Consider the following 22,886-nt stretch of genomic DNA (forward strand, 5'->3'; position numbering starts at 1 on the left):
AGCGCAAGCGGCTTGCCCTCGGCAACGCACCCGGCACCGGGGTCGCGTTCCGGTCGGGCATGGTTCTGACCGTGTTGGCGCTGGTCGCTAGTGCCCAGTTAGCCATCAGCGGCAGGGCGACTCGGCAGCGGGGGCGGGGATATGGACGCTCGCGGTTAGGCGGTTGAGGATTCGGGCTCGATAGCTACCGGGGCAGGTGCTGGTTTGGTGGCTATGACCAGGGCGTCGATGGCGTCACGCTCCTCGGTGGGGCGGAAGATGCGGTCGGCGATACGGACCCGGATGCGGTCGGCGTCGGGGCCGAGGTCGGCGATGATGTCGTCGGGGGTGAACAGGACCGATGGGTCCTGCGGGCCGCCGTAGCCGTCGGTGAGGTTGGTGCTGTCGTGGCCGAGGATCAGCAGGGTGCCGCCGGGGGCGAGCAGATCGGCGAGGCGGCGGACCAGCGGGCGGCGTTGTTCGGCGCGCAGCTGCAGGAAGACCATCAGCACGAGTTCGTACGGTCCGGTGATGCCCGCCGAATCCAGATCGGTGACGTCGGCACACTGCCAGCTGATGCGACTACGAACCGACCGGGAGAGCCGAGTGGCGATGGTCCGCCCCTTGTCGATCCCCACCTGTGAGTAATCAACGGCGTGCACCTGCCAGCCGTGGGTGGCCAGCCATAAGGCATTGCGCCCTTCGCCGCTGGCGAGGTCGAGGGCACGCGGCAGACCGGGCGAATCGCCATCCGGGGTGTTCGGCACCACCGGAGCGACCCGCTCCAGCCCGTATACATGCTCCACAACGGTGCTGTTCGGCGGTGCGCCCCAAACCAATTCACTCTGCGCATACCGCGTATCCCAATCGGTCGCGTCCATACCCGCGAGTCTATTGCGCCCACCTGCCCGCCTACCCGGCGACCAGCGGTGTGTTCGGCAGCTGCCGGGCGTTAGGTGGCCGCTTGGGGCAACCATTGCACGGGCGAGGTCTCGCGGATGTGGACGAGCACGTCGAACGCGTGTATGAGGGATCGCACGGCGGTGTTCGCGGTGGCGTCCTTGGCGGGGTCGTAGATGCCGCTGATTGTGCGGAGCTTCGCGGGGCCGTGTAACCACTGGCTGACCGATTCTGTTGCGGGGCTGTGCAAGTCCACGTAGAAGGCGGGTAGATCCACGGTGCCGAGCGTGGCGTCGACCAAGTCCGGCCGGGGCGGCGGGGCCACCGCCATACCGAGGTCGCCGTGGTGGAAGCCGATGGCCACGGACGCATACCGCGCGCCGAAGTGCGCACGCAAGTAACTGCCCGTGCCGCGGAACTCGGAGGTCTGCGCCGGGCCGTCGCCGAGCGCGATGGCGGCGGTGTGGGCGATGCCGTCCCAATATGCGATCTTCGCGCCCGTGTCGCGGTGCCATTCGATGACCCGGTCCGCCGCGGGGCGTTCGTCGCGCGCGAAACCGCCCTGTCCGGCGACGCTCTTCTCGTGGAACTCGACGATGAGTCGCAGATGTGTCAGTGCGTTCTCGAATTCCGTTGTCGCAGGGAGTGTTTTGAAGAGTGCGAGCGCGTCGCGGGCGTTCTCGGCGAAGGGGCGGCCGGGGTGAATTCCCTGGTGGCGCTGGACATGTTCGTCCACCTGGTGTGCGGTGCGGATCGGGGTGAGGTGGGCTTCGATGGCGGCCGAGCGATCCGGCGCGTGCCTGCGCAGGTAATCCAGGACCACGTCGTAGTCCGACGGTTCCGCACGCGGCGGTTCGACGCCGAAGATCCGAACCGGATCATCTGGGTGCGATTCGTTGTACGCGCGGATCCACCGCAGCGCCGCCGCCATCTCGGCGGTCCGCGTCGGCCGCCAGGCACCCGCGAGCACCGATTCGGGATCACCCGTGCCGGTGCGCACAAAAGCATCGAGCCGCTCGCCGGAACGCGCACTGTCCTGCACCGCGAGCGCCCGATATCCGTATCCCTCGACCAGCACACGGAACACTCGCTCGCGCACCCCGAAGGTTTGCCGCGAGAACCGGGTCGACTCACCCAACCCGACCACCGTCGCGGACCCGAGCCGCTCGGTCAGCGCCGCAAGATCCGACCCACTGCTGTTCGCATAGGTATCGGCTATCGGCCGCCCGTGAGCGAGCAGCCATTCGTGCAACCCCGTAGTGGCGATGAGTGAATCACTCGATGTGGCGCTGGCGTCCATGGTCTCTCCCGAAGCTCGATGATCCAACGCGACCCAGCTTCTTACCTGAAGTGGCGTTGAGGTCAAGTCGAGCCGACAAGATCAATGGCACCTTTCGCGGCCGATGCCGCGGCCAGGTGCCGTTGATCTCGGACCTAAAGCGTCGTACGCATCAGCACCACGTTGTATTGGGTGTGGACCGTGGTGACGAAGTAGAGATCGCGCCCGGTTTGATACGGGAAGATCGACGGCGCGTACGCGGCGGGCAGCTCGCGGGTATCGATCAGCACCTCGGGCGCGCTCCACGGCCCCTCGGGCGATGCGGCCCGACGCATGACCACCGAATTGAACGGATCGGTGGTGAGCGAGATGAACTGTCCGAGGTACTCGTTGTACATCACCGATATCTCGCCGACGCCGCCCATGATCGGCGCCGCGGCGTTGACATCGCCCCTCCTGCTCCAGTGCTCGCCGTCCCAGTACTCGTATTCGCCCAGATTCGCGATATCGCCCTCGCGTACCCGCGCGACGTACGCCGCCTTGTTGCGCCCGGATGGGGTGCCGTACTCGTAGACGAACCCGCCGTTCTTGAGGAATGCGTTCATCTGGAAGTTGGCGTTCCCGCCGTCGTTCGGGCGGCGGGTGGCGGGCAGTTCGCCCCAGGTCTCCCCGTTATCGCCGGAGGCGGCGAGCCCGGAGAAGTTGGTGGTCCACTGCCCGACATCGTCCCAGCTCTGCACCGACATCAGGCTCATGTACTGGACGCCGCCGGCCGAGATGCCCGCGGTCGGGATGCGGCTGATCTCCACGAACGGGATCTTCGGGCTGGGGATCAGGTCACGCGCCTGGCCGACGATATCGCGCACGACGCTGTCGAAGAAGATGCCGGTGGACGGATCGTGGGTGTGGCTGCGCACCAGAATATTGCTGCGCCACGCCCAGAAACTGCCCGCGAGCAGGTTCGGGAGGCCCAGGCCTGCGGTATCGCCGAACGCGGTGAGCATCTCGCCGTTCCCGTTGTCCCACATGATGCCGAGATCGGTGCCGAGCACGTTGTAGCTCTGGGTGTTGTTCGGGCTGGCCATGCCGGTCACCTGGAACACGGCCCTGGTCCGCCCGGCGAGATTGGGGAGACCGCTGGTGCCGTTGAGTACCGGAATCGGATTGATCGCGTTTGGGTTTGCCTCGGCGGGGGTAGTCGCTACCAGGATCAAGGCCGAGGCTCCGGCCACTGCCGATAGCAAGGCAGATGCGGTCTTGTTCAAAGTCTCTTAGCCCTCCATTTTCTGGCCGAAACGGCACGATACGGATTCCCTCACCGTGTATGTCGTGCCACATTTCGGCTGGCTGGCAAATCGTTCAAGATGCTAACAGTGAATCCGGTGAAATTGGTGGCTTGCGTAACTCGTCTCGAAAGTTGTAGGCACTTCGCGACCTTAGGTAGCCGATCAATTGCTGCGAGAGGTCGCCATTCGTAGAATCAATGGCAGCTGGGTCGCCCGCTCGATAGCGAAGGTGCGTCGGGCCGAGGCGTGCCAGGAGCGATCGAAGAGTCGTTTGGCCCCGGCGACCGCATGCGGGGAGCGGGTCGCGATGCGATCGGCGAGCTTTTCCGCCGCCGCGACCGGGTCCGCGGTCACCTCGGTGACCAGTCCGATCCGCTCGGCATAGGCGGCGTCCACCGTGTCGGCGGTCATGGTCAGCAGCAGTGCCTTGTCGACGCCGATCAGGCGGGACAGCGTTGCCGCGCCGGTCATATCCGGGACCAGGCCGTGCTTGGCCTCCATTACCGAGAACTGCGCGTCCGGAGTCGCGAAGCGGATATCGGCGGCCAGCGCGATCTGCAGGCCGCCGCCGTAGCAGCGTCCGTGCACCGCCGCGATCACCGGCACCGAAAGCCGACGCCAAGCCCAGCACGCTTCCTGAAATGTGTTGGTGCCGCGCCAGGGCAGCGGGATGAAATTGCGCACGATAGCGAGCGGATCGCTGGTCGCCTTGGCGACGTCGAGTCCACTGCTGAAACTCGGGCCGTTGCCGGACAGGATGACCGCGCGGACATCCTTGCGATCGGCGATGGTGTGCGCGGTCGTGATCAGGTCGCGGAGCATGTCGAGGGTGAGGCCGTTGTGCTTTTCCGGCCGGTCGAGCGTGACGTAGGCGCGGTCGCCGTCGAACCGCAGCGCGATGTTAGAGCCCATTCCTGGATCTTACCCGCGAGTCAGTTCGCGCTGCTCCTTTTGAGCGACCCGCAAGCTCATCCTTTCGAGCGACTTGCAAGCAGTAGCTACTGACCCTTTCGAGCGACCTGCAAGCAGTCGCTACGGCCGCCATTGCCCGTCCGGATCCGTTCTGTTCTAATCGAACGCAAGTTACCGTCAATGCTGACTGTAACTGGATCGAGCGGAGGAACAATGCTGCCACCCGGATTGGACCCCCGGACGCCGGTGCTGGTCGGCGTCGGACAGGTCGTGCACCGGAACGGCGAGCCCGGACTACCCGGACCTGTCGAACTTGCCGCGGAATCTCTGCGCCGCGCGGGCGCTGATAGCGGCACCGGCGATCGGCTGCTGCGATCGGCCGATCTGATCGCCGCCGCGGCCCCGGTGAGCAGGCCGTATGCGGATCTAGGCGCGTTGGTCGGCGCGGAGTTGGGTGCCGCGCCCAAGCGCACGCTGCAATCCGCCCGGTTCGGCGGTGACGCACCGCAGCGGCTGGTCAATACCGTCGCGCAGGCGATTGCCGACGGGCAGTGCGAGGTCGCACTGATCACCGGGGCCGAATCCGTGGCGTCCTGGAATGCGGCCACGCGCACCGGCACTGCTCTCGATTGGCCCGAACAGTCCGAGCAGGTGCGGCCGACCGAGATCATCGGCACCGAACGCGGACCCAATACCGATATGGAGTCCGCGGCGGGGCTGTGGGGGCCGATCTACTTCTATTCGCTGATGGAGACCGCGCTGCGCGGACGAGTCGGGCTGACTGCGGCCGCGCATCGAGAGCGGATCGGCGGGCTGTGGTCGCGGCTCTCGGCGGTGGCCGCTCGCAATCCGTACGCGTGGCAGCCGACCGAGCAGTCGATCGACGACGTGACGACGCCGAGGCGCGCCAACCGGCTGGTATCGACGCCGTATCCGAAGCTGCTGGTCGCGAACCTTTCGGTGGATCAGGGCGCGGGGCTCATCCTGTGCAGTGCGGCGGCGGCCGATGCGGCGGGCGTACCAAGGGACCGCTGGGTGTTCCCGCACGGCGGTGCCACCGCGACCGACGAGTGGTTCGTCTCCGAACGTGCCGATATGTCCACCTCACCCGCCATCGCCGCGGCCGGGCGGGCGGCACTGTCCGGCGCGGGCATCGGCATCGACGATGTCGCGCATATCGATCTGTACTCCTGCTTCCCGGTCGCGGTACAGGTCGCGGCCGAGGCGCTCGGTCTGTCGATCGACGATCCGGCGCGGCCGCTGTCGGTCACCGGCGGACTGACCTTCGCGGGCGGGCCCGGCAACAACTACACGACGCACGCCATCGCGACGCTGGTCGGTCGGTTGCGTGCGGACCCATCGGCCTACGGCCTGGCGACCGCGCTCGGCTGGTACATCACCAAGCACGGTGTCGGCGTCTACTCGGCGCGCCCGCCCGCTCGACTGTTCCGTGCCGTCGAAGCGGAAGTGCCGGTGGCACGGCGCGATACGGCGCCCGGCTATACCGGCCCCGCCACCGTCGAGGCCTATACCGTGCCCCATCGCAAGGGCCCCGCACCCGAACACGCCGACGAACCCGAGGCCGTGGTGATCAGTGCGCTGACTCCGACGGGTGCCCGCATACTGATCCGGGCGTCCGATGCCGAGACCATCGCGGCGTTCACCGATGGCGACCCGATCGGTGTCCCCGCCGATATCACCGCCGCCGACAAGCTCACCTTGCTGACCGAGAGGACCGTCCAATGAGTACAGCAGCGCAAGGCGATTCCACGAGTGGCCGGGTGGGTGGGCCGGAGCTGGTGCTGATCGAAAAGCGCGAGGCGATCACCGTGCTGACCGTCAATCGCCCGGAAGCCCGCAATGCCATCAACCTGGCCACCGCGCAGGCCATCGAGGCCGCGGTCGACGAGTTCGAGGCCGATGCTGCCGCGCGCGTGCTCGTACTCACCGGTGCGGGCGGAACCTTCAGTGCGGGAATGGATCTCGTTGCCGCTTCCAAGGGGGAGATGCCGATAACCGCCACCCGCGGTCCGCTCGGTATCGCGGCGAAACCACCTGCCAAGCCGATGATTTCGGCGGTCGAGGGCTTCGCACTGGCCGGTGGTTTCGAGCTCGCGCTCTCCGGCGACCTGATCGTCGCCGCGAGCAACGCCCAGTTCGGCATTCCGGAGGTGAAGCGCGGTCTGGTCGCCGCGGGCGGCGGTGTGCTGCGGCTGACCCAGCGACTGCCACGCCCCATCGCCGCGGAGCTGGCGCTCACCGGTGGGCGCATCGACGCCGAACGGCTCTACCAACTCGGCCTCGTCAATCGGATCACCGAACCGGGTGGGGCGCTGGCGGGTGCGTTGGCGCTGGCCGCCGAAATCGTCGCGGCCGCACCACTTTCGGTAGCGGCGAGTAAACGGATCATCGACGAGTCACCGGACTGGTCCGTCGCGGAGGGTTTCGCCAAGCAGGGCGAAATCGCCTTGCCCGCATTGTTCTCCAAGGATGCCGCCGAGGGTGCGCTGGCCTTCGCGCAGAAGCGCGAGCCGCAGTGGCAGGGACGCTGACCAATTGAATGCAGCGTCCCAGCGCGACTCGATGCGGGGTGGTGGGCCCGAACGCATCCGGGAGACGCAGGCGCAGCGCCGCTTGCGCATGCGCAAGCGGCTGCTGGACGCGGCGGTGGAGAGTCTGGTCGAGGTCGGCTATGCGGGCACCACCACGCTCGAAGTGCAGAAGCGGGCCGGGGTGCCGCGCGGCACGCTGCAGCACTACTTTCCGACCAAGGCGGAACTGCTCGCCGGTGCCGTCGAGCATCTCGCCGAACGCCGATTCGCTCAACTGACCAGGGAATTCGAGGCGATTGCGGCCGACGCGGACCGCCTCGAAACGGCCGTCGACCTGACCGTGCGCATGTTCACCGGGCCGACATTCTGGGCGGCGCTGGAGATGTGGGTCGGCGCGCGCACCGATCCCGAACTGCTCGCCGCGTTCCTGCCGCTGGAACATCGACTGTTCGACCTGATGCACAACAGCATTCGCGACATCTTCCGTCAGGAATTCCCAGCTGACCCGCGCGTGCCGACCATCACCGAATTCACCATCGAGATCATGACCGGCCTCGCCCTGCGCGTCCTGCTCACCGGTGACCTCGACCGCAACCGAATCCTGCAGCACCGCTGGCGAAATGCGGTGCGAATCCTGCTGGGGAAGTCGGATCCGAAGACACTGACCGATCCGCCGCCGTCCGGTACCGGCCCGAGACCACGCTGATCGCCTCGCGCCGGCCGGAGCTGCCTCGGCGGTCCCATCTGTGTTCGAGTCGCGTCGACTTGGGGTAGACGCGCCGAATGAGCGTGGCCGACAGGCGCTTACGCGCGCGGGCTGATCGTGTCGAGCAGGACCTTCGCGCACCCGGCCGGATCGTCGTAGAACGGGGTATGCCCACTGCCGTGCAGTGTGACGTGGCGGACGTTCGGGAGGACGGTGCGGGCGCGGGTGCTCTGGGTCGCGTAGGTCAGCAGAATGTCGCGGTTGCCCCAGGCGACGGTGACGGGAATATCTGTCAGAGCGCCGATTTCGGGCAACTTCACATCGGTGAAGGAGGCGAGGGCGGGTTCGAAGCCGGGGGCGTCGGCCGCGCCGATCGCGGTGTCGACGGCCACCTGCGTGTCGAGCGCCCACGGCTTGCCGAAGATCAGGGTCAAGAATGCGGTGCGGCCCGCGGCGGTGCCGAGGACCGAGGGCAGCGCCCGGCGCAGCGCACGCGCGAGCTGGCGGGACTTGCCGAGTGACTGCTGGCACCACACGCGACCCGGGGTGTCCCAGAATCCGATCGGGGAGTACGCCGTGACCGAACGGGCCAGGCCACGCGCGCCGAGGTTCAGCGCGATGAGCCCGCCCATCGAATTGCCCGCCAGATGCGGACGCTCGATGCCCTGTTCGGTGAGGAAGTCGGCGAGCGCCTCGGTGAGGGTGTCGACGGTGGTGTGCGCGATCGGCTCGGAACCGCCGAATCCGGGTAGATCGACGGCGATGACGTCGAAGGATTCGGCGAGGGTGTCGATGATCGGCGTCCACACCTGCCAGCGGCTGCCGACACCGTGCACCAGAACAAGCGGTTCTCCTGCGCCGACCCGGTGATGGTTCAACGTCGTCATATCTGTGACCGTAACAGCGGTCACCAGTCGTCGGCCGAGATTTCCGGCCACGATCGGCCCGGATTTCCGCTGGCAGTCGGCCGAAATGTCGGTACGATAAATGGTATGGCAACACGTAAGGTCACCCTGTCGCTGGACGAGGCGTCCTGGGCCTTCGCCGAACAGGCGGCGGCTCGCGCGGGGATGTCACCCTCGGCGTGGATATCGAAGGCAGCGCGTCGCGAAGCCGTGCGAACCGGCGTCGGTCCGGTGCCGGATGTGACGGCCCTGGCTGCGGCGGACGATGCGGAGCTGGCCGCCGCCGAGGAGGCGATGCGTGCGCAGGGGTGAACTGTGGATCTATCACCCACACGGTTCGCCGCGGCGCCGTACCGTCGTGCTCATCAGCAGTGATGGCATCAATGAATCCCCGAGGCCGTGGCTGATCGCCGCCGAGGTCGTCGAGGAGGATCCGCAGGACATCCTGGCCGTACCCGTCGAGCGGCACGGTTGGGTGCACGCCGGAAATATCGGTCGCATCTATCGCGGCTGGTTGGCCGAGCACATCGATGAGATGGAATCCGATGCGCTGGACCGGCTCGATACCGCGTTGCGCGCGGCCATGGATCTCTGACGCACCGGATCTGGGAAGCGCCAACCGCCGTACGGCATTATCGTTGCGGCGGCACCAGCGGTGGCCGTTGGATGCCAAGACTTATGGAGAAGAGGAGTCAGGTGCGGATCTTCCTGATCGCCGCGGCACTTGTCGCGCTGCCGGTACTGGCGGCGTGCGGTAACGACAAGGCCGCGGAACCCACGGTCACCCAGGCGGATATCTCGAAGTCGCTGCAGGACAAGGGGCTCAAGGACAAGAGCCTCGCCGACTGCGCCGCGAAGGTCTATGTGGACCAGGGCATTTCGCAGGAGGGCCTGCGCAAGATGATCGGCGACGAATACGACGCCAAGGCCGCGGATCCGAATAACTTCGGGATGAGCAGCGATGACGCGGACAAGGCTCGTGAGGCCAACACCAAGATCTTCACGGAGTGCCGCATGCAGAAGTGAGGCGTGGTGCGCCCATTCCGGTGGAAATTCAGCGGGGATCCCGCTGATTCGGTGCCGGAATGGGGCGCTGAGGACATCTGCTCAGGCAGCGGGGCAGTGCGTCGATGGAGCAGGGACGGTTCGCTCGATGAGATAGCTGTCGACGGCGGTCTCGGTGCACTGTGTGTCGTAGACGCCATGTCCCCAGCCGTCGTAGGTGAGCAGGGTGGCATTGCTGGTTCGAGCGGCCACCTGCGTTGCCCACTCATGCGGGGTGGCGGGGTCGTGCAGACCGTTGGCGATCAGGATCGGTGCTGCGCCGTCGACCCGTGGCCGGTGCGGCGGGTTCTGCGGCGCGGTCGGCCAGCCGGAGCAGAAAGTTCCTGCGGCCCAGGCGAAATGGGCGCGCAGCGTGGGCGCTTGCGCGTTCTGCTCGTGCCACTGCCCGATCCAGTCGCCCTGGTCTTCGATATCGAATTTCCAGTCGGCACAAAGGATTACCTCCGGCATCGCGGTGGGTTCCCCCGATTTCCGGCTTTCGATGGGCGGCATCGGGGCGGCCACTGGCTGGACGGTCAGTGCTTGTAGATCACCGGTTAGTCCGGCCCAATCAGGGCGGTAAAGTCGTTGCGTCACTTCGGCACTCAGATCCATCGGTCCCAGCACCCGGTCCGGTTCAGCGAGGTCGCGCAGCTCCCCGCGGGCGGCCCTGGCGTAGAGATATCCGTAGACCCGGTGCACGTCGGTGTCGTGCAGCGCGCACGTTTGATCGCGTTCGCACCAAGCCGCGAATTCATTGAACGTGTCCTGTCCCGCACGGGCTTCGGTCGCGAAGAAGTCTCGGCCGTCGAGGCTGTGATCGTCCACGCTGTCCAGCACCAACGCACGCAGCCGCTGCGGGAACAGCTCCGCATACGCCTGCGCCGGCATGGTGCCGTACGACCGGCTGTACACGCTGAGCTGATCCACGCCTAGCGCACTACGCAGCGCCTCGACATCGCGGGCGACGCTGACGGCATCGAGATGATCGACGAGCGGCCCGGTGTGCTCGCGGCAACTGGCCGCGAGATCCCTTGCGTAGGACTGTACTTCGTCGATTCGACCACCGAGGTCCGGCACCATATTCGGCCGGTGCGCGGCCAGCCCGGCATCGCAGCGAACCGGATGACTGCGCCGCACCCCACGCGGATCGAGACTGATGATGTCGAATCGCGCCCGCAGCTGCGGCGAGAACTTCCCACCCCGCAAGATCTCGTCCACACCGGATGTCCCGGGCCCGCCAGGGAGCGAGACCAGCGTGCCCACCTTCCGCGCCGCGTCATCGGCCCGATCCCGAATCACGGCGATATCGACCGTCGCCCCCGTGCGGTCCGCCCAATCGATCGGCACCCGCACTGTCGCACAGTCGTATTCGGCGTTCTCGGTGCACGGCTGCCAGCTCAGCGCGGGTGTCGGACTCGCCGCGGAACTACACGCGACCAACGCACCGGGAACCAACGCGGTCGCCAGCGCGACACAGAACATGTTGCGACGAAAGAACATAGGCGCAATCCTCAGCACCCCACCCACTCACCCACATCACCCGGACGAGCCACCGCATCTCACACCCCGGTACTACATGGGCAACAAAAGGCCCCGACCTGTGAGTTACTGGTCGGGGCCACTTTTGAGCCGATGACGGGAATCGAACCCGCGCTGTCTGCTTGGGAAACTTGACTTCCTATACTAGAAGCAATGTATTTGGCGGAATCCCAGCAGTTGGACCATTCGAGATCGTCCGCGCCAGCGCCGCGCGCTGACCCGCTCCGAAACCTCGCCGGAGCTATCCCAAACGAACGACCAACCGCCGCGACCAGAGGAACAGTGGATCGAACTACGACCGTGAGCTGCACGGTGCCCAGTCCCGCTGCGGCGCGCTCGTTACCTCACTCACGCCGACGATATCTCGAGCCGGACTCTCGTCTAGCCCAACCTAACCGATGGTGAGCCCCGTCTTATACCAGTCAATACCAGTCCGACTGTCGATTCCAACTGAGACTGGATCGGCCGCCTTTTCTGCAATAAGGCGGTCGACATATTCCGGAAGGTACCAATAATATGTCGCTGCTCTTCCCACCTCCACCACGAAGGGAAATCTGTAGCATTTTATGTCTTTATCGGTATCGGGAGATTCTGTGCAGTACGGCGGTGTTGTATACGGTTGCGAAGTAATCCACCAGCCGAATCCATTTTCAATGTTCGTAAGTAGTCCTATGTCCATTACTGTAACCGGTCGATTCCCGATGTTCGTGACGGTAATTGATAGCCACGTACCCTTTATTTTCGCGGTATCGGTAGATATTTTCTTTGGCTCACTATCCGGGTCGCTAACTCTATTTAGGTAGCTGCCGTCATCTCGGTCCTGCTTCAGGGTGAAGGTTACGCTGTACCAGAGTCCGGTATCTATTTTGTTGATCTGCGCAGCTTCCCCTGCAATCCGATTGGCTTCCAGGCTATTTGAACACGCTCTTGTAGCGGTGAGGAAGGATCCGATGGTGCCGATCAGTGCAATAAATGCAATTGCTATTGTAAAGCGGTCTTTCACTTCCAGGCTCGCCATTATACTGCTGACTCGTGAGGTAAGCCTACCCACCGTGCCCCCCTTGAATGAAAATCAAAGCTCAGATGCAATTACACCGCCGGAGGAAGGCCTCTGGCAACTGCTCCGCGCATTAATGGAAAACTTCCGGAAGTAAAACCGGTGGGTCGGTCTTCGGAAGTCGGATCTGTGGGCGCATCGCACCGGCATTCGATTGCCAAGGTTGCGATCGACGCTGTGTTGCCAGATCAGTGAGGTTTGCCCTCTGGCCTCGGAAAACGGTGCACACTTGCGAGTTCGCGACACATCCGACGTGCGGCACCATTGCGCAGTGGACGAGGATCGGGCCGTGACCAGGACAGGGAAACACAGGCACCATGCAGACTTGACGCTCGTTTCATCCAGTCCGGCACCGCCCCTCGATGGCACCTGAGGTGCAGATTTCGGCCGTGACCTGCGCTTTACGCCTCGCGCGAGGTGGGGTCGATCGCGAAGGATGAAGAGTCCGTGCGCGCGAAATGGCGTGGCGGACCGTGGAATCGAACGAAAGGCTATACCTTGGACTACACCCGAAACCGCAGTCCCTAGGGGAAACAGACGAAAGGCCCTGGTTAGAGGGCCATTTCGTGTCGAGCCGATGACGGGAATCGAACCCGCGCTGTCTGCTTGGGAAGCAAAGTGTCGGGTCATTTCACCTGTGGTTTTCCCGCAAAACCCCAGGTCAAGGCCATCCGCGATGGCCCTGTTCGGTCCCCGTTTGTGTGGCTTGACTACACCAACGGGCACACCAAACAGAATGCGCGAAAACGTTGGCCGCACAGTGTCAAACACTACGCAAGCACTTCGCATTCACCTCGTAAATGCGCAGGTCTGGAGCCTGCGCTACTCAGGCCGGCGGCCCTACCCCAGAGGACACACCAACACGACGCGGGCAGCTCTCACACGCCGATCCCCGCAATCAGATCCACAGCCCCCGCACCGTGGCGGGCCAGGCCATGCATGATCGCGAAGGCATCCGTGTAGATCGCGATTTCCGACGGGCGAGTGATAGTCAGCTCCGCTGAAATGGTCTCGACCATCACGCGCTCAGCGTCGAAGATCGCGAACCCGTGCGAGCCGACCGACGCATCAACAGTCGCCGGAACGATCCCCAAGTCGACCCGCGGATTCGCTGCGTGCTCGATCAGGGCGCGGCGCTGCTCGGCCATGATCTCCGACGATCCAACCGTCTGATGCAAGGCAGCCTCGCCGATGACGAAGGAGAACCGGCGTCGCCCCGTGCGCAGCACACGCTGTCGGGACATCCGCACGGCGACCGCTTCAGCGATGTCGTCGCGGCCACCAGGGACGAGCGCACGGCAGGTCGTGAGCATCGCTGCCGCATACTCCGATGTCTGGAGCAGACCGGGCACCACCCACGATTCAAACCACCTGACGTATTGGGCGCGGCCCTCGATCTCAAGGGATTGCCGCTGTCGGTGGGCGCGGCCGGACGCCACGACGCGCCGCCACTCGAGGTACATGGATTGCAGGTTGCGGAGAGTGGCGACCAGGTCGTCATAGACGAGAGGCGAATTGGTGGCGCGGCACCAGGCGAGTAGGTCGTCTTCGCTGGGTTGCTGCTTGCCCAGTTCGATGCGGGACACCTTCGCGGGATGCCACCCGCACGCTTCGGCGAGTTGCTTGCCGGACAGGCGGGCGTCCCTGCGAAGCTCGCGCAAGCGAGCCCCCAGAGCCGCCCTTGCCTGCCCGACGCTGCTGCTCACTGTGCCGCGTATTCCAATCGGTAGTCGGCGCGGTTGATGCCCTGCTCCCACAGCCGACGCCACCCGGCACCGGCTACCGCGACGATGTCCGGATCCGTGGTGACGGCGAGGCCGACCGCGTCGCCTGTCTCGTCGACGGTGTTGAACGCGACTCGTTCGTCATCGAACAGCCAGTAGTCGTCCTGCGGGATGTGGCCGGTTGCGAGATGCCGGGGGAGATACCGGATCTGTTCGCCCGCTGCGGCATTCGGCGCGCACGCATCGAGCAGCCACGCGGTGTACTCGGTGTGCGGCACCGACACCACTCGCACCCGCGCCACGGTCACGCCGCGCGCCGCTGTTTCGGCGACTAGGGCGCACCACTGGCGACCGCCGTCGGTCTCGACGATGTCGCGGGATTCGCGCCACCGCACCAGCGGTTCGTACTCGTCCGGCACCTGGTAGGAATCCTGCACTTCGACATGCACGGCAGACACCTTCGCTGCCCGGAAGTACTCGGCGTAGATGCCTTCGCCAGCGAGTTCGCCGCTCACTGCGCGCATCGTGGAACCTCCACAGCGGTCTCGTCGGGATCCAGGGTGAGTTTCGCCCGAATACTGTCGGGCACAGGGGTTCCGGCGACGAGTAGCAGGCCGGGGGTCTCGGTGGTTTCGACACGCAATGCGGCTCCGGGCTCAGCCCAGTCGAGCAAGGCATGGGGTACGAGGACGGCGTGACCGTCGCGGGTGTGAAGCCCTTGGACGATCAAGGCGTCCGGGCCGAGCGCATACAACGCCGGGCAACCTCCATCTTTCGATCCTGACCCGAGCAATCGCAGTTCGTTGGTCATCGCCTACTCCTTGTTCGCGCAACTCTACGTGTGTGACTCTGCAATTCTCCCTGCTCAGACCAACGATTGCAGAGGATTGCCGCGCAATCTGCCGCAATTCTGTATCGCCGCTGTTTGCCTGCGCCATAGCGTCTTTCGTGGCCCCGCCGTCGGGTCGACGCCACACCGCCCCCTCATCCGGTGAACCACTCGCCCGCATGGGATGGCCCGAGTGGGCGGCAGTCCTCGGCGGCGGGTGCTCACCAACCGGACGACCGAAGGGGCGGGAGATGAACCTTCCCGTACGACGTGACGACGAAGACGCTCGGAAACTGGCGCTTGCCCCGGAGGGCGGCCCGCGCTACCTCCAGCATGACGACGGATCATGGGACCTAGTCGGCGAAGACGGGTGGCTGATTGATCCTGAAGAACTCCGCGACCTCCACGCCGACGCCACGGCCGTGAATGCCGCTGCGACGTTCGCACCGATCGACGTAGACCTTCTGACCGAAGTCCGTCAGGGCCTCCTGTCCATGCCTTCAGTGATCGACGTAGAGCCGATCTCCGTGCGGGACAACGAGGTTCGATGATCGGCGACGGGTGGATCATGCTCGGTTTGATGCTGGCGTCCGGCTTGCCGCTGGGGGTCGTGGTTGCGGTGATCGTGTGGCCCGAGCGCATCCCGAAAGACCGGACTGTGGAGGCCATCCGGGAGCGGGTCGAAGCGGAGGAATCCAACCGCGCGACAGGCGATTTCTGACCCGCAGACAGCGGTAAGTAGATAGATAGGGGAAGTGATGAGGAACCTGATCAGGGTGGCGTTGCTCACCGGATTCGGCATCGGCTCGACGCTCGTCGGCGGCGCTACCGGTACCGCGTCGGCCGACAACATCGTGTGTTTCATCCACGCGATCGAGCCATGGAAAACCGACCATAACTCGATAGCGCCGATCAACTTCGGGTTCAAGGTGCACTGCACCGGAAAGCCCGCGTTGCGCAACGTGACTACGAAGCTGTGGCGCTACGACCCGACGGACGGCAAGCACTATGTTCACTCCGAACGCAACGACAACACCACCGATCCCGATGTCGAAACGCTGTACTCGGCGTCGTGCTCGTCGGCCGGGATCCTCTACCAGTTCCACACCGAGGCGATCGTGAACGCGTTTAATGGCAACTGGGACCGCGAACCCGACAACAGCAGCACCATCGCGGCGATCTGCTGACAACAACGGAAGGGCGTAGCCGAATGACGACTCTCGAGCAGCATCCAGCGGTCGCAGTGGCAACCCGCGCCCTCGTGGGCAGTGACCGGGATCTGAGCCCGGTCGCTGCCGTCATCCGCGACGATGTCGCCGCTGTCCTCATCGACGGCGCAGAGGGCCGATGGATCGTGTTCGCCGATCCGCGTGGCGGCGAATGGTTCGTGGAGGGCACCACGTTCGGTGCGACGCGACCGGCCGGGCCGCGTAGCGTCCGCTCGCCGGATCACATGCCGCTCCAACGTTTGCGAATCAGGTTCCACGGTGACGGCGAGGGCGGCGAAGGGTGGTTAGCCGTAACCGGTCTCGCCGCCTATGACGCGGTGTCGGTGTCGGTGGCCTCCGGACTCGACGAAGCCGTCGCATCCGTCACCGATGACGGTCTCGTTTTCGCCGTCATTCGAGCGCGCGCCGATGATGATCCGAGCGTCTACGTGAACACCCGCGACGGACGGCGCATATCGGCCGTAGCGCGCGAAAGCTGAGAGGACCCTACTTCGTCGTCCGCGTGGGCTGGTGACCGTAGTCGGGACGGAGGGTCACGAGGTACTCCCCGAGGGTGTTGCAACAGGCGACGCTGTAGGCCACGATTCGGCTGGGGTCGCTCGGGCTCCGGTGCACCTGGGCGATGATTCCGGTGCGGCGCACCGCCGCTGGATCCGCGGGTTCGACACCGCGCCCATGCGTGTCCGACCACCAGGTGACCGGGTCGCCCACCGCGAGAGATGTATCGAACATACTTTCGAGTCTCCCACATATCTCAGCTTCGTGTCGTGCCGCGCGAAAGCTGTGGCTGACCACCATATCTGTCAGGTGATCACGATATCTGTCACCGAACGCGGTGGATGGCCTTGCGGTGGCTGTCGGGCGCGCAAACCGGAAATCCGACACTCAGGCCTGCCCCACTTCGGTGAAGCCGGAGCCAGTCTTGTTCGCTGGAGCTGATGGCCGAATCCCGACACGGCACGCCCGACAACCTACGCCGCTACCTCAAACCCTCACCGGCCTCGCGCGCCATCACTAGCCTGCTCGGCCCCGTCAGTCGCCGATGAGCTAATTCCAAACAAGCGGCTGACGTTGTTCGTACCGGCCGCCAGACGCGCCGAGCGCTGGGTGTAGAACGTCCAGTCGCGTCCGCCGGACCTGAACTCCATCAAGTACTTGAATCCGGTGTTGGTCACTATGAACAGTTCGTCGTCGCTCCAGAACTCATCGCTGGTGGTGGAACCGGGACCCAAAGTAAGCATGTGACGATACGAGCCGCCGGATTTCCGGATGAACGTGATGGCGAGTGGGTAATCGTTGTAGATCCTGGCTCGCGACCCACTAGCGCCCGGTAGATCGGGCTCGTTCCCGCCCATCTCCGATAACGGTATGACCAGTTCCTCGACTTCGCCTTCCAGTTCGAACTCAGTCACTTGCGCCTCCCACGGTTGAGTGCTCTCGAACAAGGAATCAGCAGCGCGAACGCTGGCTGGATAACGTTGAGCCGCGCCAGCTTGGTTGTGAAGACCCAGCCGAACAAGTATGAGCCCGGTTCACAACCGCAGCGGCCGTTTCGGTCCCTGCGCCGTTTCCTCGGCCCAGGCCACTGGCGTGCGGCCTCTCGACTGGAAAGCCAGCAGATTGGTGACAACAACCATGAAGAATCGGTGACAGATACCGTGGTCAGAACAGCGACAACCGCCAGCTCGGACACTTCAGCCAGTGACAGATAAGTTAGTCAGCCACAAAAGCCGAGAGGATCGACCGGTCTCGACGGCACTGGAAATTCAGCGGATCCCGATTCTGACCACCGATTACGCTTGCCCCCTGCTCCGAATGGCCCGTCCGGCGGCTCTGTGCACCCAGAGCGCGGCTTGCTGCAGGGCTTCGTCGGTGAACGTACCGGCAGGCGGCCAAACGACTTCCTTTACGGCTGGCCACACACATACCGTTTCCGACGAGTACGGAAACAAGGGGGAAAGGAGGCCCGGCGGATCCCAGAGCACCAGCACGACCAAGCGGTCGGCCACGAAGGTTGTCGTGCCCCACTTGTCGATAATCTGCCGCCTTGTCGCGTCGGAGATATCCGCGTTCGCGTGGTAGTGCCGACGATCCCATCGCGTGCCTTCGTGCCTACCGAGCCATACCCGGTTCATGCTCAATGCTTTACGGGCGTGGTAGAAGGCTATGTCGTCATCAGGGTGGGACGTTTTGGTGCTTTCATCGGTGAACTGCATCATGATTGAGGTCTTCACCGCCCAACGTGCGACCGTCTCTTGGTCGGCAACCGACAGCACACAGTTTGGCGTGTCTTTAATCATCGGCAAGAGCAGCGGCATCGCTGCCGTCTCGAGCCTCGACATCCAGCCGCCGTTGCAGTGGTTTCGACAGACTTTCCGCACCTTCCGCGAGGTAGTCGGACCTTGCCGCTGGCGATGCTCCGGGACCAAAACCGCAGCGGCATCAGTGATGAACGCGTGGGTGATCAGCTGAGACGAGCTATCGCCTCCCGGATGGGAGGTGGCGCGGCGAATCCATCGAGGCCAGATGTCCTCCTTCGAAAGACCCGTCGAGCCGCAAAAGATACACCGCCCTGCCTGCCCGTTTCTCATGTGTAGATCCTCCCGCATCCACTGGGGTCCTGACCAACTTGTTTGCGCTGCGCCCGTTCACGTGTGTGACCGCCGATAAACCGGGCCTATCACCGAGTTTGGAACCTACTCGGCAGGCGCTGTGTCCTGTTCGGAGCTGGCCTCCGTACCCCAGTACGGAGCGCATTCCCTGGATAGGGCCGTCGGCGACAGCTACTCTCCCGGGTATGAGTCTGGCCCAGTGGTTGATGCTCGCCGTTGCAGTGATCGCTGCCGCCATCGCGTCGATCAGTGCGGCTATTGCCGTCGGCCAAGCGAAATCGGCGAAAAGGTCAGCAGACGCAGCACATCGGATGGCCGACATCGACGCCCGGCGCCGACACGAGGAACTCGCACCGCTGTGGAAAAAGCCGCGCTTGGTTGCCGCAACAGGTGCATCATCATTCCGACTGAAGCTCCAGTTGGAACGAGGCGAACTGGACCATCTCGTCATCGAAATCTATGACAGCCCCGGCATCACGTTCGACGTAAGTCGTCAGGCTGATGTGGTTGCCGAGCGCGCCGAGCGAAACGAAGCGATGGAGGCTGGTAGTTCCGTGGCCTTCTGGGTGAAGATCCGCCCCGGGCATGAGCGCAGGCTGTGTCTGCGTGTGAGGGCAGGCCTCAAAGGCGCGCAGTGGAAACCTGCTTTGCTTCCCGAGATCGAGGTGGTCGTCGACGGGAGCGACGACGCCTGATAGTAGATTTCGGATCTCCAGCAACCTCACTGAATCGGCCGTTTCTGGCCGCCGATAAGCGGGCGTTATCGGCGGTCAGGCATCGGGTTGTGGTGGAGTAAACCCCTCCGGCCACTGCGTGAACTCGTTGTAGGTGACTCTGGACAAGCGAGCATCGACCAGCTTCGCATTGGTCAGGTTCGCGGCGGTCAGGTTTGCGCTGGTCAGGTCTGCGCTGGTCAGGTTTGCGCCGACCAGCTTCGCACCGGTCAGGTTTGCGCCGACCAGGTTTGCGCCGACCAGCTTCGCACTGGTCAGGTCTGCCTCGATCAGGTCCGCTTTAAGCAGGCGGGCATCGGCCAGGTTCGCGCCGGACAAGTCTGCGCCATTCAGGAACACCCCATACATTTCTGCTGTGGTCAGGTTTGCGCGTGCCAACATCGCGTCCGTCATCTTTGTAATGACGAGCATTGCGCCGGTGAGGTTCGCCCCGGTGAGCTTCGCGTCGGCGAGGTTCGCGGCCGACAAATCCGCGCGGGAAAGGTTCGCGCGGTACAGGTGAATACCGGTGAGATTGAACTGAACGAGGTGGCAATTGGGCAGAGACACCTGATGCAGGCTGATATCGGTGTATTTCCAGGATTTCGGGTCGTCGGCCGATCGACTTCGACGTTGGGCAAGAATGCTGACGATGGTCTGTCGAATTTCACGTTCGGACAGATCCGGTTTCTCAGGGTCGTTGCCTTCGGGAAACGGAACACGTAGATACCACTGGAGCAGGTTGATGCAGACTTGTCGTTCGTCGTCCTCGCCGAAGGCATGCCAGTCGTCGGCGAGCGCGGTCAGCGCGTACACACCCGCTTGCCGGATGGCGGCAGAGTCGTCGGCGATCTGGGCGGTAATGGCGGTGTAGCGGTCACGCAGGGCCGACTCTTTCGTGTGACGAGAGTCTTCCTGGTGGCGCTCGCGCTCGCGTTCCATATCAGCCTTGTGATGAGCTTCGGTTTGTGCGCGACTGTGTTGACCGTTGAGATAGGCCAGGAGGCCAGCGGAAACCGCGCCAGCACCGGCAAGGAACGTCGCGAGCGGCTGCGAAAACCCCGCCTGCACTCCGAACAACAGGGCTGCACTGAACCCCGCCACTCCACCACCGACCGTCGTGGCGACGAGGCCGAACAAAAGCGATCGGCTTCGCCTCAAGACCAGCCCACGGTCAGGACTTCCACCCGCGGCCGTCTCGGCCGTCACTTTCTCCACGTCGGACACAGCAAGACGGTACATAGACCGCCCGCTGTCGGTAGCTTTACAGCGAACCGAACCTGTCGGTCTACGCCGCTAACCTGCCCCCGTGGCGATCGGAGTAGCCCCCCACGTCCGCTTAGGCGAAGGCGGCGTCAGCGTGATCGAAGTCGGTGTCGATGGCGACCCGAACCGCGCGCTCGTCGAATCCGTCGACGAGCCGAAGCCCGGTGTCTATCAGTGGCCGACCGATATCAGGCGGCTCGTGCCCGCCGACGGCGAGCCGGGCCAGACTTCCGAGTCCGCCTAGTAGTCGCACCACTGCTCCGGGATGTCATCGTCAGGCGGACCGGTACGCGCCTCGACCTTTCGGCGTTATCCCTCTTCAACCATCGCACGGCCTCCACTACTTTCGCGGCGCTAACGATCGGCAGCAAGCCAGCGGCCCCGACGGCGATGTAGTTGAGAACCCCGGCAACTGGATCATCCGCAAACTGATCCAGTCCCTCCCACCACGCGATGACGACGACGACAAACAAGGGAGCAACGGCCAGAAAAAGCGAACCAAGGATCACCACGTCAAACCTTGTGCGGGTTCGAAGCTCGTCAGCCACGCGCTCGTCAGCCTCTCGCGCCTCGGCCGTCGGCGCAGGGTGAGCAGTGCTCCCCTCATTCACCCGGATCTGCGCGAGTGCGTGACCGATCGACCTGTCCACGGAGTCGCGGCCGTCGAGCCCATCGGGCCATCCGGAGCGCGCCTTAATCAGGACGTCGAGGTGTTCGTACGGCGTCTTTTTGGAATTGCGCGTTAGATACCTACCCGCGATGAGCGCTGCGCTCACGGTCGCCAACGGCACACCGACAGGCAGGAAGTCTTTCCATGTGGTTGCCGTTGACACGGGATCTGCTGCAAGCCAGTCGATCACGCCGTCATCCTGGCAGCCTCACCGCCTACTCGCCGCGGTTCGCCCGCAACCTGCCGAGGACACGCCCAAGATCGCCCGTGAACGCCCTCTGTAGGTCCGGACCAACCTCGCCCCCATACCGGCATAGGTTCCGTCCGTCTGTGTCGACGCAGGGGCCTATTCCGTGGTTCCTGCGTTCGGGCCTTGGAGGCGAACAAAGCTCTCGCGGCCGAACGGGCTTCCTCCGATGCTGGCGGCGCAACTGTCAAGGCGGGCTGGAACTTTGGCGCGAATGGCACTGGCCTTGCCGCACGAATCAGCGCGGTCACATGCGCGGGCATGATCCGCTCCGTCGAGACGGCGTAGTGCTCGCGGATCGCTTGCAGCGCATCGTCTCGCTTCCAGCCGATCCGCGTCGCGGCGTTGAGCCGCGCGGATTGCATCAGCCGGTCGATGTTTCGGCTGTCGTACGACTGCGCGACCTGAAGCAGGATCAACACTTCGTCGGGAGTCACTTCAGGCTTCTTTTCCTCGGAAACCAGGCGTCGGGGTGGACTGGATCGCCGACCGGTGTCTCACCGGACCACTGCTCGTGCAGCTCGCCGTCGTCGCCCTCATCGGTCCAGGACGTACCGCAGTCGGAGCACACGAACGAGTCGCCGTCGTGCTCGATAGTGCCGATACCGCACGACATTCCGCCGCAGTCGTAGCTGATGCTCATCGACGGCGGTCGGCTGTAGCGGACCGTGTAGCTCATGACGCGGACTCGATTGCGACGGTGGCCCATTCGTCTAGTTCACGAATTGTGTTGTGCGGCATGGGTATTCCGGCAGCTGCGAGGATGCGTGGGTCAGGGTTGTCCTTGAGCGCTTCGGCTTGCGCGAACTTCATTTCTGCTGGCGTGAGCCCGTTCGGGCGCTGAGGACTGGGCGCGGACGAGGGCCGGAATCGCGGGGGAAGTGGCTCGTCGGTCCAGCGTTCGCCGTTGAGCCATGTTGCCGGGTGCGGGATGAACTGCGGTTCGGGGAGGTTCGGATCTGCCGCGAATCGGCGGGCACCGTCAAGGATCGCTGAGGAGTCGGTGCGGGTGATGGCTTTCGCGTAGGCCTTGCGTGCTCCGCCCTTGTCGGTGCGGCGCGGGTAGGCGGCCCAGAACTCGACGAAGCCAGGCGGGTTGATTGTCGCCGTCGGCTGCGGAGCGGTCGATGAAGTCTTTTCAGTACCTACGTAAGTAGGTACTTCTTTTTCTACTTCTTTTTCTGGTACAGATTTGCCACCCATTTGGTTGCCGTTTGCTGTAGCACTTGCTACCCCCTGCTACCTGCTCTGTCGGCGTTGCGAGCCTTCGCCTATCCACCCTTCTGGCCTGCCGAACTGCGCTTTTCCGCATCGCTTCAACGCCGGTGCGCTTCGATTGGTGGTCGAGGTACCCCAAAAACAGCACGCAACTCGTCGGCAAGGTTCTACCTGCGTTCGACTCGAACTCCGTCCGAATCCGGTTGGAATCCGGAC

Annotated in this window: 28 protein-coding genes and 1 tRNA gene; 12 read left to right on the forward strand and 17 right to left on the reverse strand. The window is 64.3% G+C overall.

The window, feature by feature from the left end; all coding sequences use genetic code 11:
* Positions 1 to 155: 155 nt before the first annotated feature.
* The 4 genes from OG874_RS37500 to OG874_RS37515 all read right to left on the reverse strand — a co-directional run bounded on the left by OG874_RS37500 (position 156) and on the right by OG874_RS37515 (position 4,356).
* Complete coding sequence (locus OG874_RS37500) at positions 156 to 860, reverse strand: class I SAM-dependent methyltransferase (protein ID WP_330251774.1); 705 nt, start codon at positions 858 to 860, stop codon at positions 156 to 158.
* 71 nt (positions 861 to 931) lie between these two features.
* Positions 932 to 2,179: an erythromycin esterase family protein gene (locus tag OG874_RS37505; RefSeq protein ID WP_330251775.1), complete on the reverse strand. Its 1,248-nt coding sequence runs from the start codon at positions 2,177 to 2,179 to the stop codon at positions 932 to 934.
* 134 nt (positions 2,180 to 2,313) lie between these two features.
* Complete coding sequence (locus OG874_RS37510) at positions 2,314 to 3,423, reverse strand: DUF4185 domain-containing protein (protein WP_330251776.1); 1,110 nt, start codon at positions 3,421 to 3,423, stop codon at positions 2,314 to 2,316.
* Positions 3,424 to 3,606: 183 nt separating this feature from the next.
* Entirely contained in the window at positions 3,607 to 4,356 is a 750-nt protein-coding gene (locus tag OG874_RS37515; RefSeq protein WP_330251777.1) for a crotonase/enoyl-CoA hydratase family protein, read from the reverse strand.
* A 213-nt stretch (positions 4,357 to 4,569) separates the two neighbouring features.
* On the opposite strand from OG874_RS37515, the gene OG874_RS37520 reads away from it, so the two are divergent.
* From OG874_RS37520 to OG874_RS37530, 3 genes are read left to right on the forward strand one after another with little or no spacing between them, the layout of a single operon-like run.
* Positions 4,570 to 6,102 (forward strand): acetyl-CoA acetyltransferase, encoded by a 1,533-nt coding sequence (locus OG874_RS37520; RefSeq protein WP_330251778.1) that lies wholly within the window; start codon positions 4,570 to 4,572, stop codon positions 6,100 to 6,102.
* Entirely contained in the window at positions 6,099 to 6,908 is an 810-nt protein-coding gene (locus OG874_RS37525) for a crotonase/enoyl-CoA hydratase family protein (RefSeq protein WP_330251779.1), read from the forward strand. Before OG874_RS37520 ends, OG874_RS37525 begins: the two co-directional genes overlap by 4 nt.
* Before the next feature lie 4 nt (positions 6,909 to 6,912).
* Positions 6,913 to 7,614 carry a TetR/AcrR family transcriptional regulator gene (locus OG874_RS37530; RefSeq protein ID WP_330251780.1) on the forward strand — a complete coding sequence of 234 codons (702 nt, stop codon included), beginning with the start codon at positions 6,913 to 6,915 and terminating at the stop codon, positions 7,612 to 7,614.
* A gap of 98 nt (positions 7,615 to 7,712) precedes the next feature.
* On the opposite strand, the gene OG874_RS37535 is transcribed toward OG874_RS37530, so the two are convergent.
* The gene (locus tag OG874_RS37535; RefSeq protein WP_330251781.1) at positions 7,713 to 8,501 is read right to left on the reverse strand and encodes an alpha/beta fold hydrolase; all 789 of its coding nucleotides are present in this window, start codon (positions 8,499 to 8,501) and stop codon (positions 7,713 to 7,715) included.
* Positions 8,502 to 8,606: 105 nt separating this feature from the next.
* Here OG874_RS37535 and OG874_RS37540 point away from each other — a divergent pair, with 105 nt between their 5' ends.
* From OG874_RS37540 to OG874_RS37550, 3 genes are all read left to right on the forward strand, one after another.
* Complete coding sequence (locus OG874_RS37540) at positions 8,607 to 8,831, forward strand: hypothetical protein (RefSeq protein ID WP_330251782.1); 225 nt, start codon at positions 8,607 to 8,609, stop codon at positions 8,829 to 8,831.
* Positions 8,818 to 9,114, forward strand: coding sequence for a hypothetical protein (locus OG874_RS37545; protein WP_330251783.1), 297 nt, complete (start codon positions 8,818 to 8,820; stop codon positions 9,112 to 9,114). The genes OG874_RS37540 and OG874_RS37545 overlap by 14 nt, the downstream gene beginning before the upstream one ends.
* Positions 9,115 to 9,185: 71 nt before the next feature.
* The gene (locus OG874_RS37550; RefSeq protein WP_330251784.1) at positions 9,186 to 9,545 is read left to right on the forward strand and encodes a hypothetical protein; all 360 of its coding nucleotides are present in this window, start codon (positions 9,186 to 9,188) and stop codon (positions 9,543 to 9,545) included.
* Between the two features lie 81 nt (positions 9,546 to 9,626).
* Here the strand turns inward: OG874_RS37550 and OG874_RS37555 are convergent, their stop codons facing one another.
* From OG874_RS37555 to OG874_RS37580, 6 genes are all read right to left on the reverse strand, one after another.
* Positions 9,627 to 11,066: an alpha/beta hydrolase gene (locus OG874_RS37555; RefSeq protein WP_330251785.1), complete on the reverse strand. Its 1,440-nt coding sequence runs from the start codon at positions 11,064 to 11,066 to the stop codon at positions 9,627 to 9,629.
* Between the two features lie 430 nt (positions 11,067 to 11,496).
* Entirely contained in the window at positions 11,497 to 12,156 is a 660-nt protein-coding gene (locus tag OG874_RS37560) for a hypothetical protein (protein ID WP_330251786.1), read from the reverse strand.
* Positions 12,157 to 12,737: 581 nt separating this feature from the next.
* Positions 12,738 to 12,798, reverse strand: a tRNA-Gly gene (locus OG874_RS37565).
* Between the two features lie 242 nt (positions 12,799 to 13,040).
* Positions 13,041 to 13,868 carry a helix-turn-helix domain-containing protein gene (locus OG874_RS37570; protein ID WP_330251787.1) on the reverse strand — a complete coding sequence of 276 codons (828 nt, stop codon included), beginning with the start codon at positions 13,866 to 13,868 and terminating at the stop codon, positions 13,041 to 13,043.
* Positions 13,865 to 14,410 (reverse strand): DUF6879 family protein, encoded by a 546-nt coding sequence (locus OG874_RS37575; protein WP_330251788.1) that lies wholly within the window; start codon positions 14,408 to 14,410, stop codon positions 13,865 to 13,867. Before OG874_RS37575 ends, OG874_RS37570 begins: the two co-directional genes overlap by 4 nt.
* Entirely contained in the window at positions 14,398 to 14,697 is a 300-nt protein-coding gene (locus tag OG874_RS37580) for a hypothetical protein (RefSeq protein ID WP_330251789.1), read from the reverse strand. Before OG874_RS37580 ends, OG874_RS37575 begins: the two co-directional genes overlap by 13 nt.
* A gap of 269 nt (positions 14,698 to 14,966) precedes the next feature.
* Here OG874_RS37580 and OG874_RS37585 point away from each other — a divergent pair, with 269 nt between their 5' ends.
* Genes OG874_RS37585 through OG874_RS37600 form a run of 4 tightly spaced genes read left to right on the forward strand, consistent with a single transcriptional unit; the run spans position 14,967 to position 16,423 of the window.
* The gene (locus OG874_RS37585; protein WP_330251790.1) at positions 14,967 to 15,266 is read left to right on the forward strand and encodes a hypothetical protein; all 300 of its coding nucleotides are present in this window, start codon (positions 14,967 to 14,969) and stop codon (positions 15,264 to 15,266) included.
* Entirely contained in the window at positions 15,263 to 15,436 is a 174-nt protein-coding gene (locus tag OG874_RS37590; RefSeq protein WP_330251791.1) for a hypothetical protein, read from the forward strand. Before OG874_RS37585 ends, OG874_RS37590 begins: the two co-directional genes overlap by 4 nt.
* A 37-nt stretch (positions 15,437 to 15,473) precedes the next feature.
* Entirely contained in the window at positions 15,474 to 15,902 is a 429-nt protein-coding gene (locus OG874_RS37595; RefSeq protein WP_330251792.1) for a hypothetical protein, read from the forward strand.
* A 23-nt stretch (positions 15,903 to 15,925) separates the two neighbouring features.
* The gene (locus OG874_RS37600; RefSeq protein WP_330251793.1) at positions 15,926 to 16,423 is read left to right on the forward strand and encodes a hypothetical protein; all 498 of its coding nucleotides are present in this window, start codon (positions 15,926 to 15,928) and stop codon (positions 16,421 to 16,423) included.
* 7 nt (positions 16,424 to 16,430) lie between these two features.
* On the opposite strand, the gene OG874_RS37605 is transcribed toward OG874_RS37600, so the two are convergent.
* From OG874_RS37605 to OG874_RS37615, 3 genes are all read right to left on the reverse strand, one after another.
* The gene (locus tag OG874_RS37605) at positions 16,431 to 16,676 is read right to left on the reverse strand and encodes a hypothetical protein (RefSeq protein WP_330251794.1); all 246 of its coding nucleotides are present in this window, start codon (positions 16,674 to 16,676) and stop codon (positions 16,431 to 16,433) included.
* Between the two features lie 260 nt (positions 16,677 to 16,936).
* Positions 16,937 to 17,356 carry a hypothetical protein gene (locus OG874_RS37610; protein ID WP_330251795.1) on the reverse strand — a complete coding sequence of 140 codons (420 nt, stop codon included), beginning with the start codon at positions 17,354 to 17,356 and terminating at the stop codon, positions 16,937 to 16,939.
* 381 nt (positions 17,357 to 17,737) lie between these two features.
* Positions 17,738 to 18,535: a hypothetical protein gene (locus tag OG874_RS37615; RefSeq protein WP_330251796.1), complete on the reverse strand. Its 798-nt coding sequence runs from the start codon at positions 18,533 to 18,535 to the stop codon at positions 17,738 to 17,740.
* A 206-nt stretch (positions 18,536 to 18,741) separates the two neighbouring features.
* On the opposite strand from OG874_RS37615, the gene OG874_RS37620 reads away from it, so the two are divergent.
* The gene (locus OG874_RS37620) at positions 18,742 to 19,251 is read left to right on the forward strand and encodes a hypothetical protein (protein WP_330251797.1); all 510 of its coding nucleotides are present in this window, start codon (positions 18,742 to 18,744) and stop codon (positions 19,249 to 19,251) included.
* 75 nt (positions 19,252 to 19,326) lie between these two features.
* Here the strand turns inward: OG874_RS37620 and OG874_RS37625 are convergent, their stop codons facing one another.
* On the reverse strand, positions 19,327 to 20,496 hold the full coding sequence (locus tag OG874_RS37625) for a pentapeptide repeat-containing protein (RefSeq protein ID WP_330251798.1): 1,170 nt from the start codon (positions 20,494 to 20,496) through the stop codon (positions 19,327 to 19,329).
* 82 nt (positions 20,497 to 20,578) lie between these two features.
* Between OG874_RS37625 and OG874_RS37630 the strand changes: the two genes are divergently transcribed.
* Positions 20,579 to 20,779 (forward strand): hypothetical protein, encoded by a 201-nt coding sequence (locus OG874_RS37630; RefSeq protein ID WP_330251799.1) that lies wholly within the window; start codon positions 20,579 to 20,581, stop codon positions 20,777 to 20,779.
* Positions 20,780 to 21,885: 1,106 nt separating this feature from the next.
* On the opposite strand, the gene OG874_RS37635 is transcribed toward OG874_RS37630, so the two are convergent.
* Complete coding sequence (locus tag OG874_RS37635) at positions 21,886 to 22,131, reverse strand: hypothetical protein (RefSeq protein ID WP_330251800.1); 246 nt, start codon at positions 22,129 to 22,131, stop codon at positions 21,886 to 21,888.
* Positions 22,128 to 22,655 (reverse strand): hypothetical protein, encoded by a 528-nt coding sequence (locus tag OG874_RS37640; protein WP_330251801.1) that lies wholly within the window; start codon positions 22,653 to 22,655, stop codon positions 22,128 to 22,130. The genes OG874_RS37635 and OG874_RS37640 overlap by 4 nt, the downstream gene beginning before the upstream one ends.
* Positions 22,656 to 22,886: the final 231 nt, after the last annotated feature.

The organism is Nocardia sp. NBC_00565 (assembly GCF_036345915.1).
GTDB lineage: Bacteria > Actinomycetota > Actinomycetes > Mycobacteriales > Mycobacteriaceae > Nocardia.

Coding starts and splice junctions, on each gene's coding strand:
- OG874_RS37500 (WP_330251774.1), bottom strand. CDS start 860: ATGGACGCGACCGATTGGGATACGCGGTATGCGCAGAGTGAATTGGTT.
- OG874_RS37505 (WP_330251775.1), bottom strand. CDS start 2,179: ATGGACGCCAGCGCCACATCGAGTGATTCACTCATCGCCACTACGGGG.
- OG874_RS37515 (WP_330251777.1), bottom strand. CDS start 4,356: ATGGGCTCTAACATCGCGCTGCGGTTCGACGGCGACCGCGCCTACGTC.
- OG874_RS37520 (WP_330251778.1), top strand. CDS start 4,570: ATGCTGCCACCCGGATTGGACCCCCGGACGCCGGTGCTGGTCGGCGTC.
- OG874_RS37525 (WP_330251779.1), top strand. CDS start 6,099: ATGAGTACAGCAGCGCAAGGCGATTCCACGAGTGGCCGGGTGGGTGGG.
- OG874_RS37535 (WP_330251781.1), bottom strand. CDS start 8,501: ATGACGACGTTGAACCATCACCGGGTCGGCGCAGGAGAACCGCTTGTT.
- OG874_RS37540 (WP_330251782.1), top strand. CDS start 8,607: ATGGCAACACGTAAGGTCACCCTGTCGCTGGACGAGGCGTCCTGGGCC.
- OG874_RS37550 (WP_330251784.1), top strand. CDS start 9,186: ATGCCAAGACTTATGGAGAAGAGGAGTCAGGTGCGGATCTTCCTGATC.
- OG874_RS37555 (WP_330251785.1), bottom strand. CDS start 11,066: ATGTTCTTTCGTCGCAACATGTTCTGTGTCGCGCTGGCGACCGCGTTG.
- OG874_RS37575 (WP_330251788.1), bottom strand. CDS start 14,410: ATGCGCGCAGTGAGCGGCGAACTCGCTGGCGAAGGCATCTACGCCGAG.
- OG874_RS37580 (WP_330251789.1), bottom strand. CDS start 14,697: ATGACCAACGAACTGCGATTGCTCGGGTCAGGATCGAAAGATGGAGGT.
- OG874_RS37585 (WP_330251790.1), top strand. CDS start 14,967: ATGAACCTTCCCGTACGACGTGACGACGAAGACGCTCGGAAACTGGCG.
- OG874_RS37590 (WP_330251791.1), top strand. CDS start 15,263: ATGATCGGCGACGGGTGGATCATGCTCGGTTTGATGCTGGCGTCCGGC.
- OG874_RS37595 (WP_330251792.1), top strand. CDS start 15,474: ATGAGGAACCTGATCAGGGTGGCGTTGCTCACCGGATTCGGCATCGGC.
- OG874_RS37600 (WP_330251793.1), top strand. CDS start 15,926: ATGACGACTCTCGAGCAGCATCCAGCGGTCGCAGTGGCAACCCGCGCC.
- OG874_RS37605 (WP_330251794.1), bottom strand. CDS start 16,676: ATGTTCGATACATCTCTCGCGGTGGGCGACCCGGTCACCTGGTGGTCG.
- OG874_RS37615 (WP_330251796.1), bottom strand. CDS start 18,535: ATGAGAAACGGGCAGGCAGGGCGGTGTATCTTTTGCGGCTCGACGGGT.
- OG874_RS37620 (WP_330251797.1), top strand. CDS start 18,742: ATGAGTCTGGCCCAGTGGTTGATGCTCGCCGTTGCAGTGATCGCTGCC.
- OG874_RS37635 (WP_330251800.1), bottom strand. CDS start 22,131: ATGAGCTACACGGTCCGCTACAGCCGACCGCCGTCGATGAGCATCAGC.
- OG874_RS37640 (WP_330251801.1), bottom strand. CDS start 22,655: ATGGGTGGCAAATCTGTACCAGAAAAAGAAGTAGAAAAAGAAGTACCT.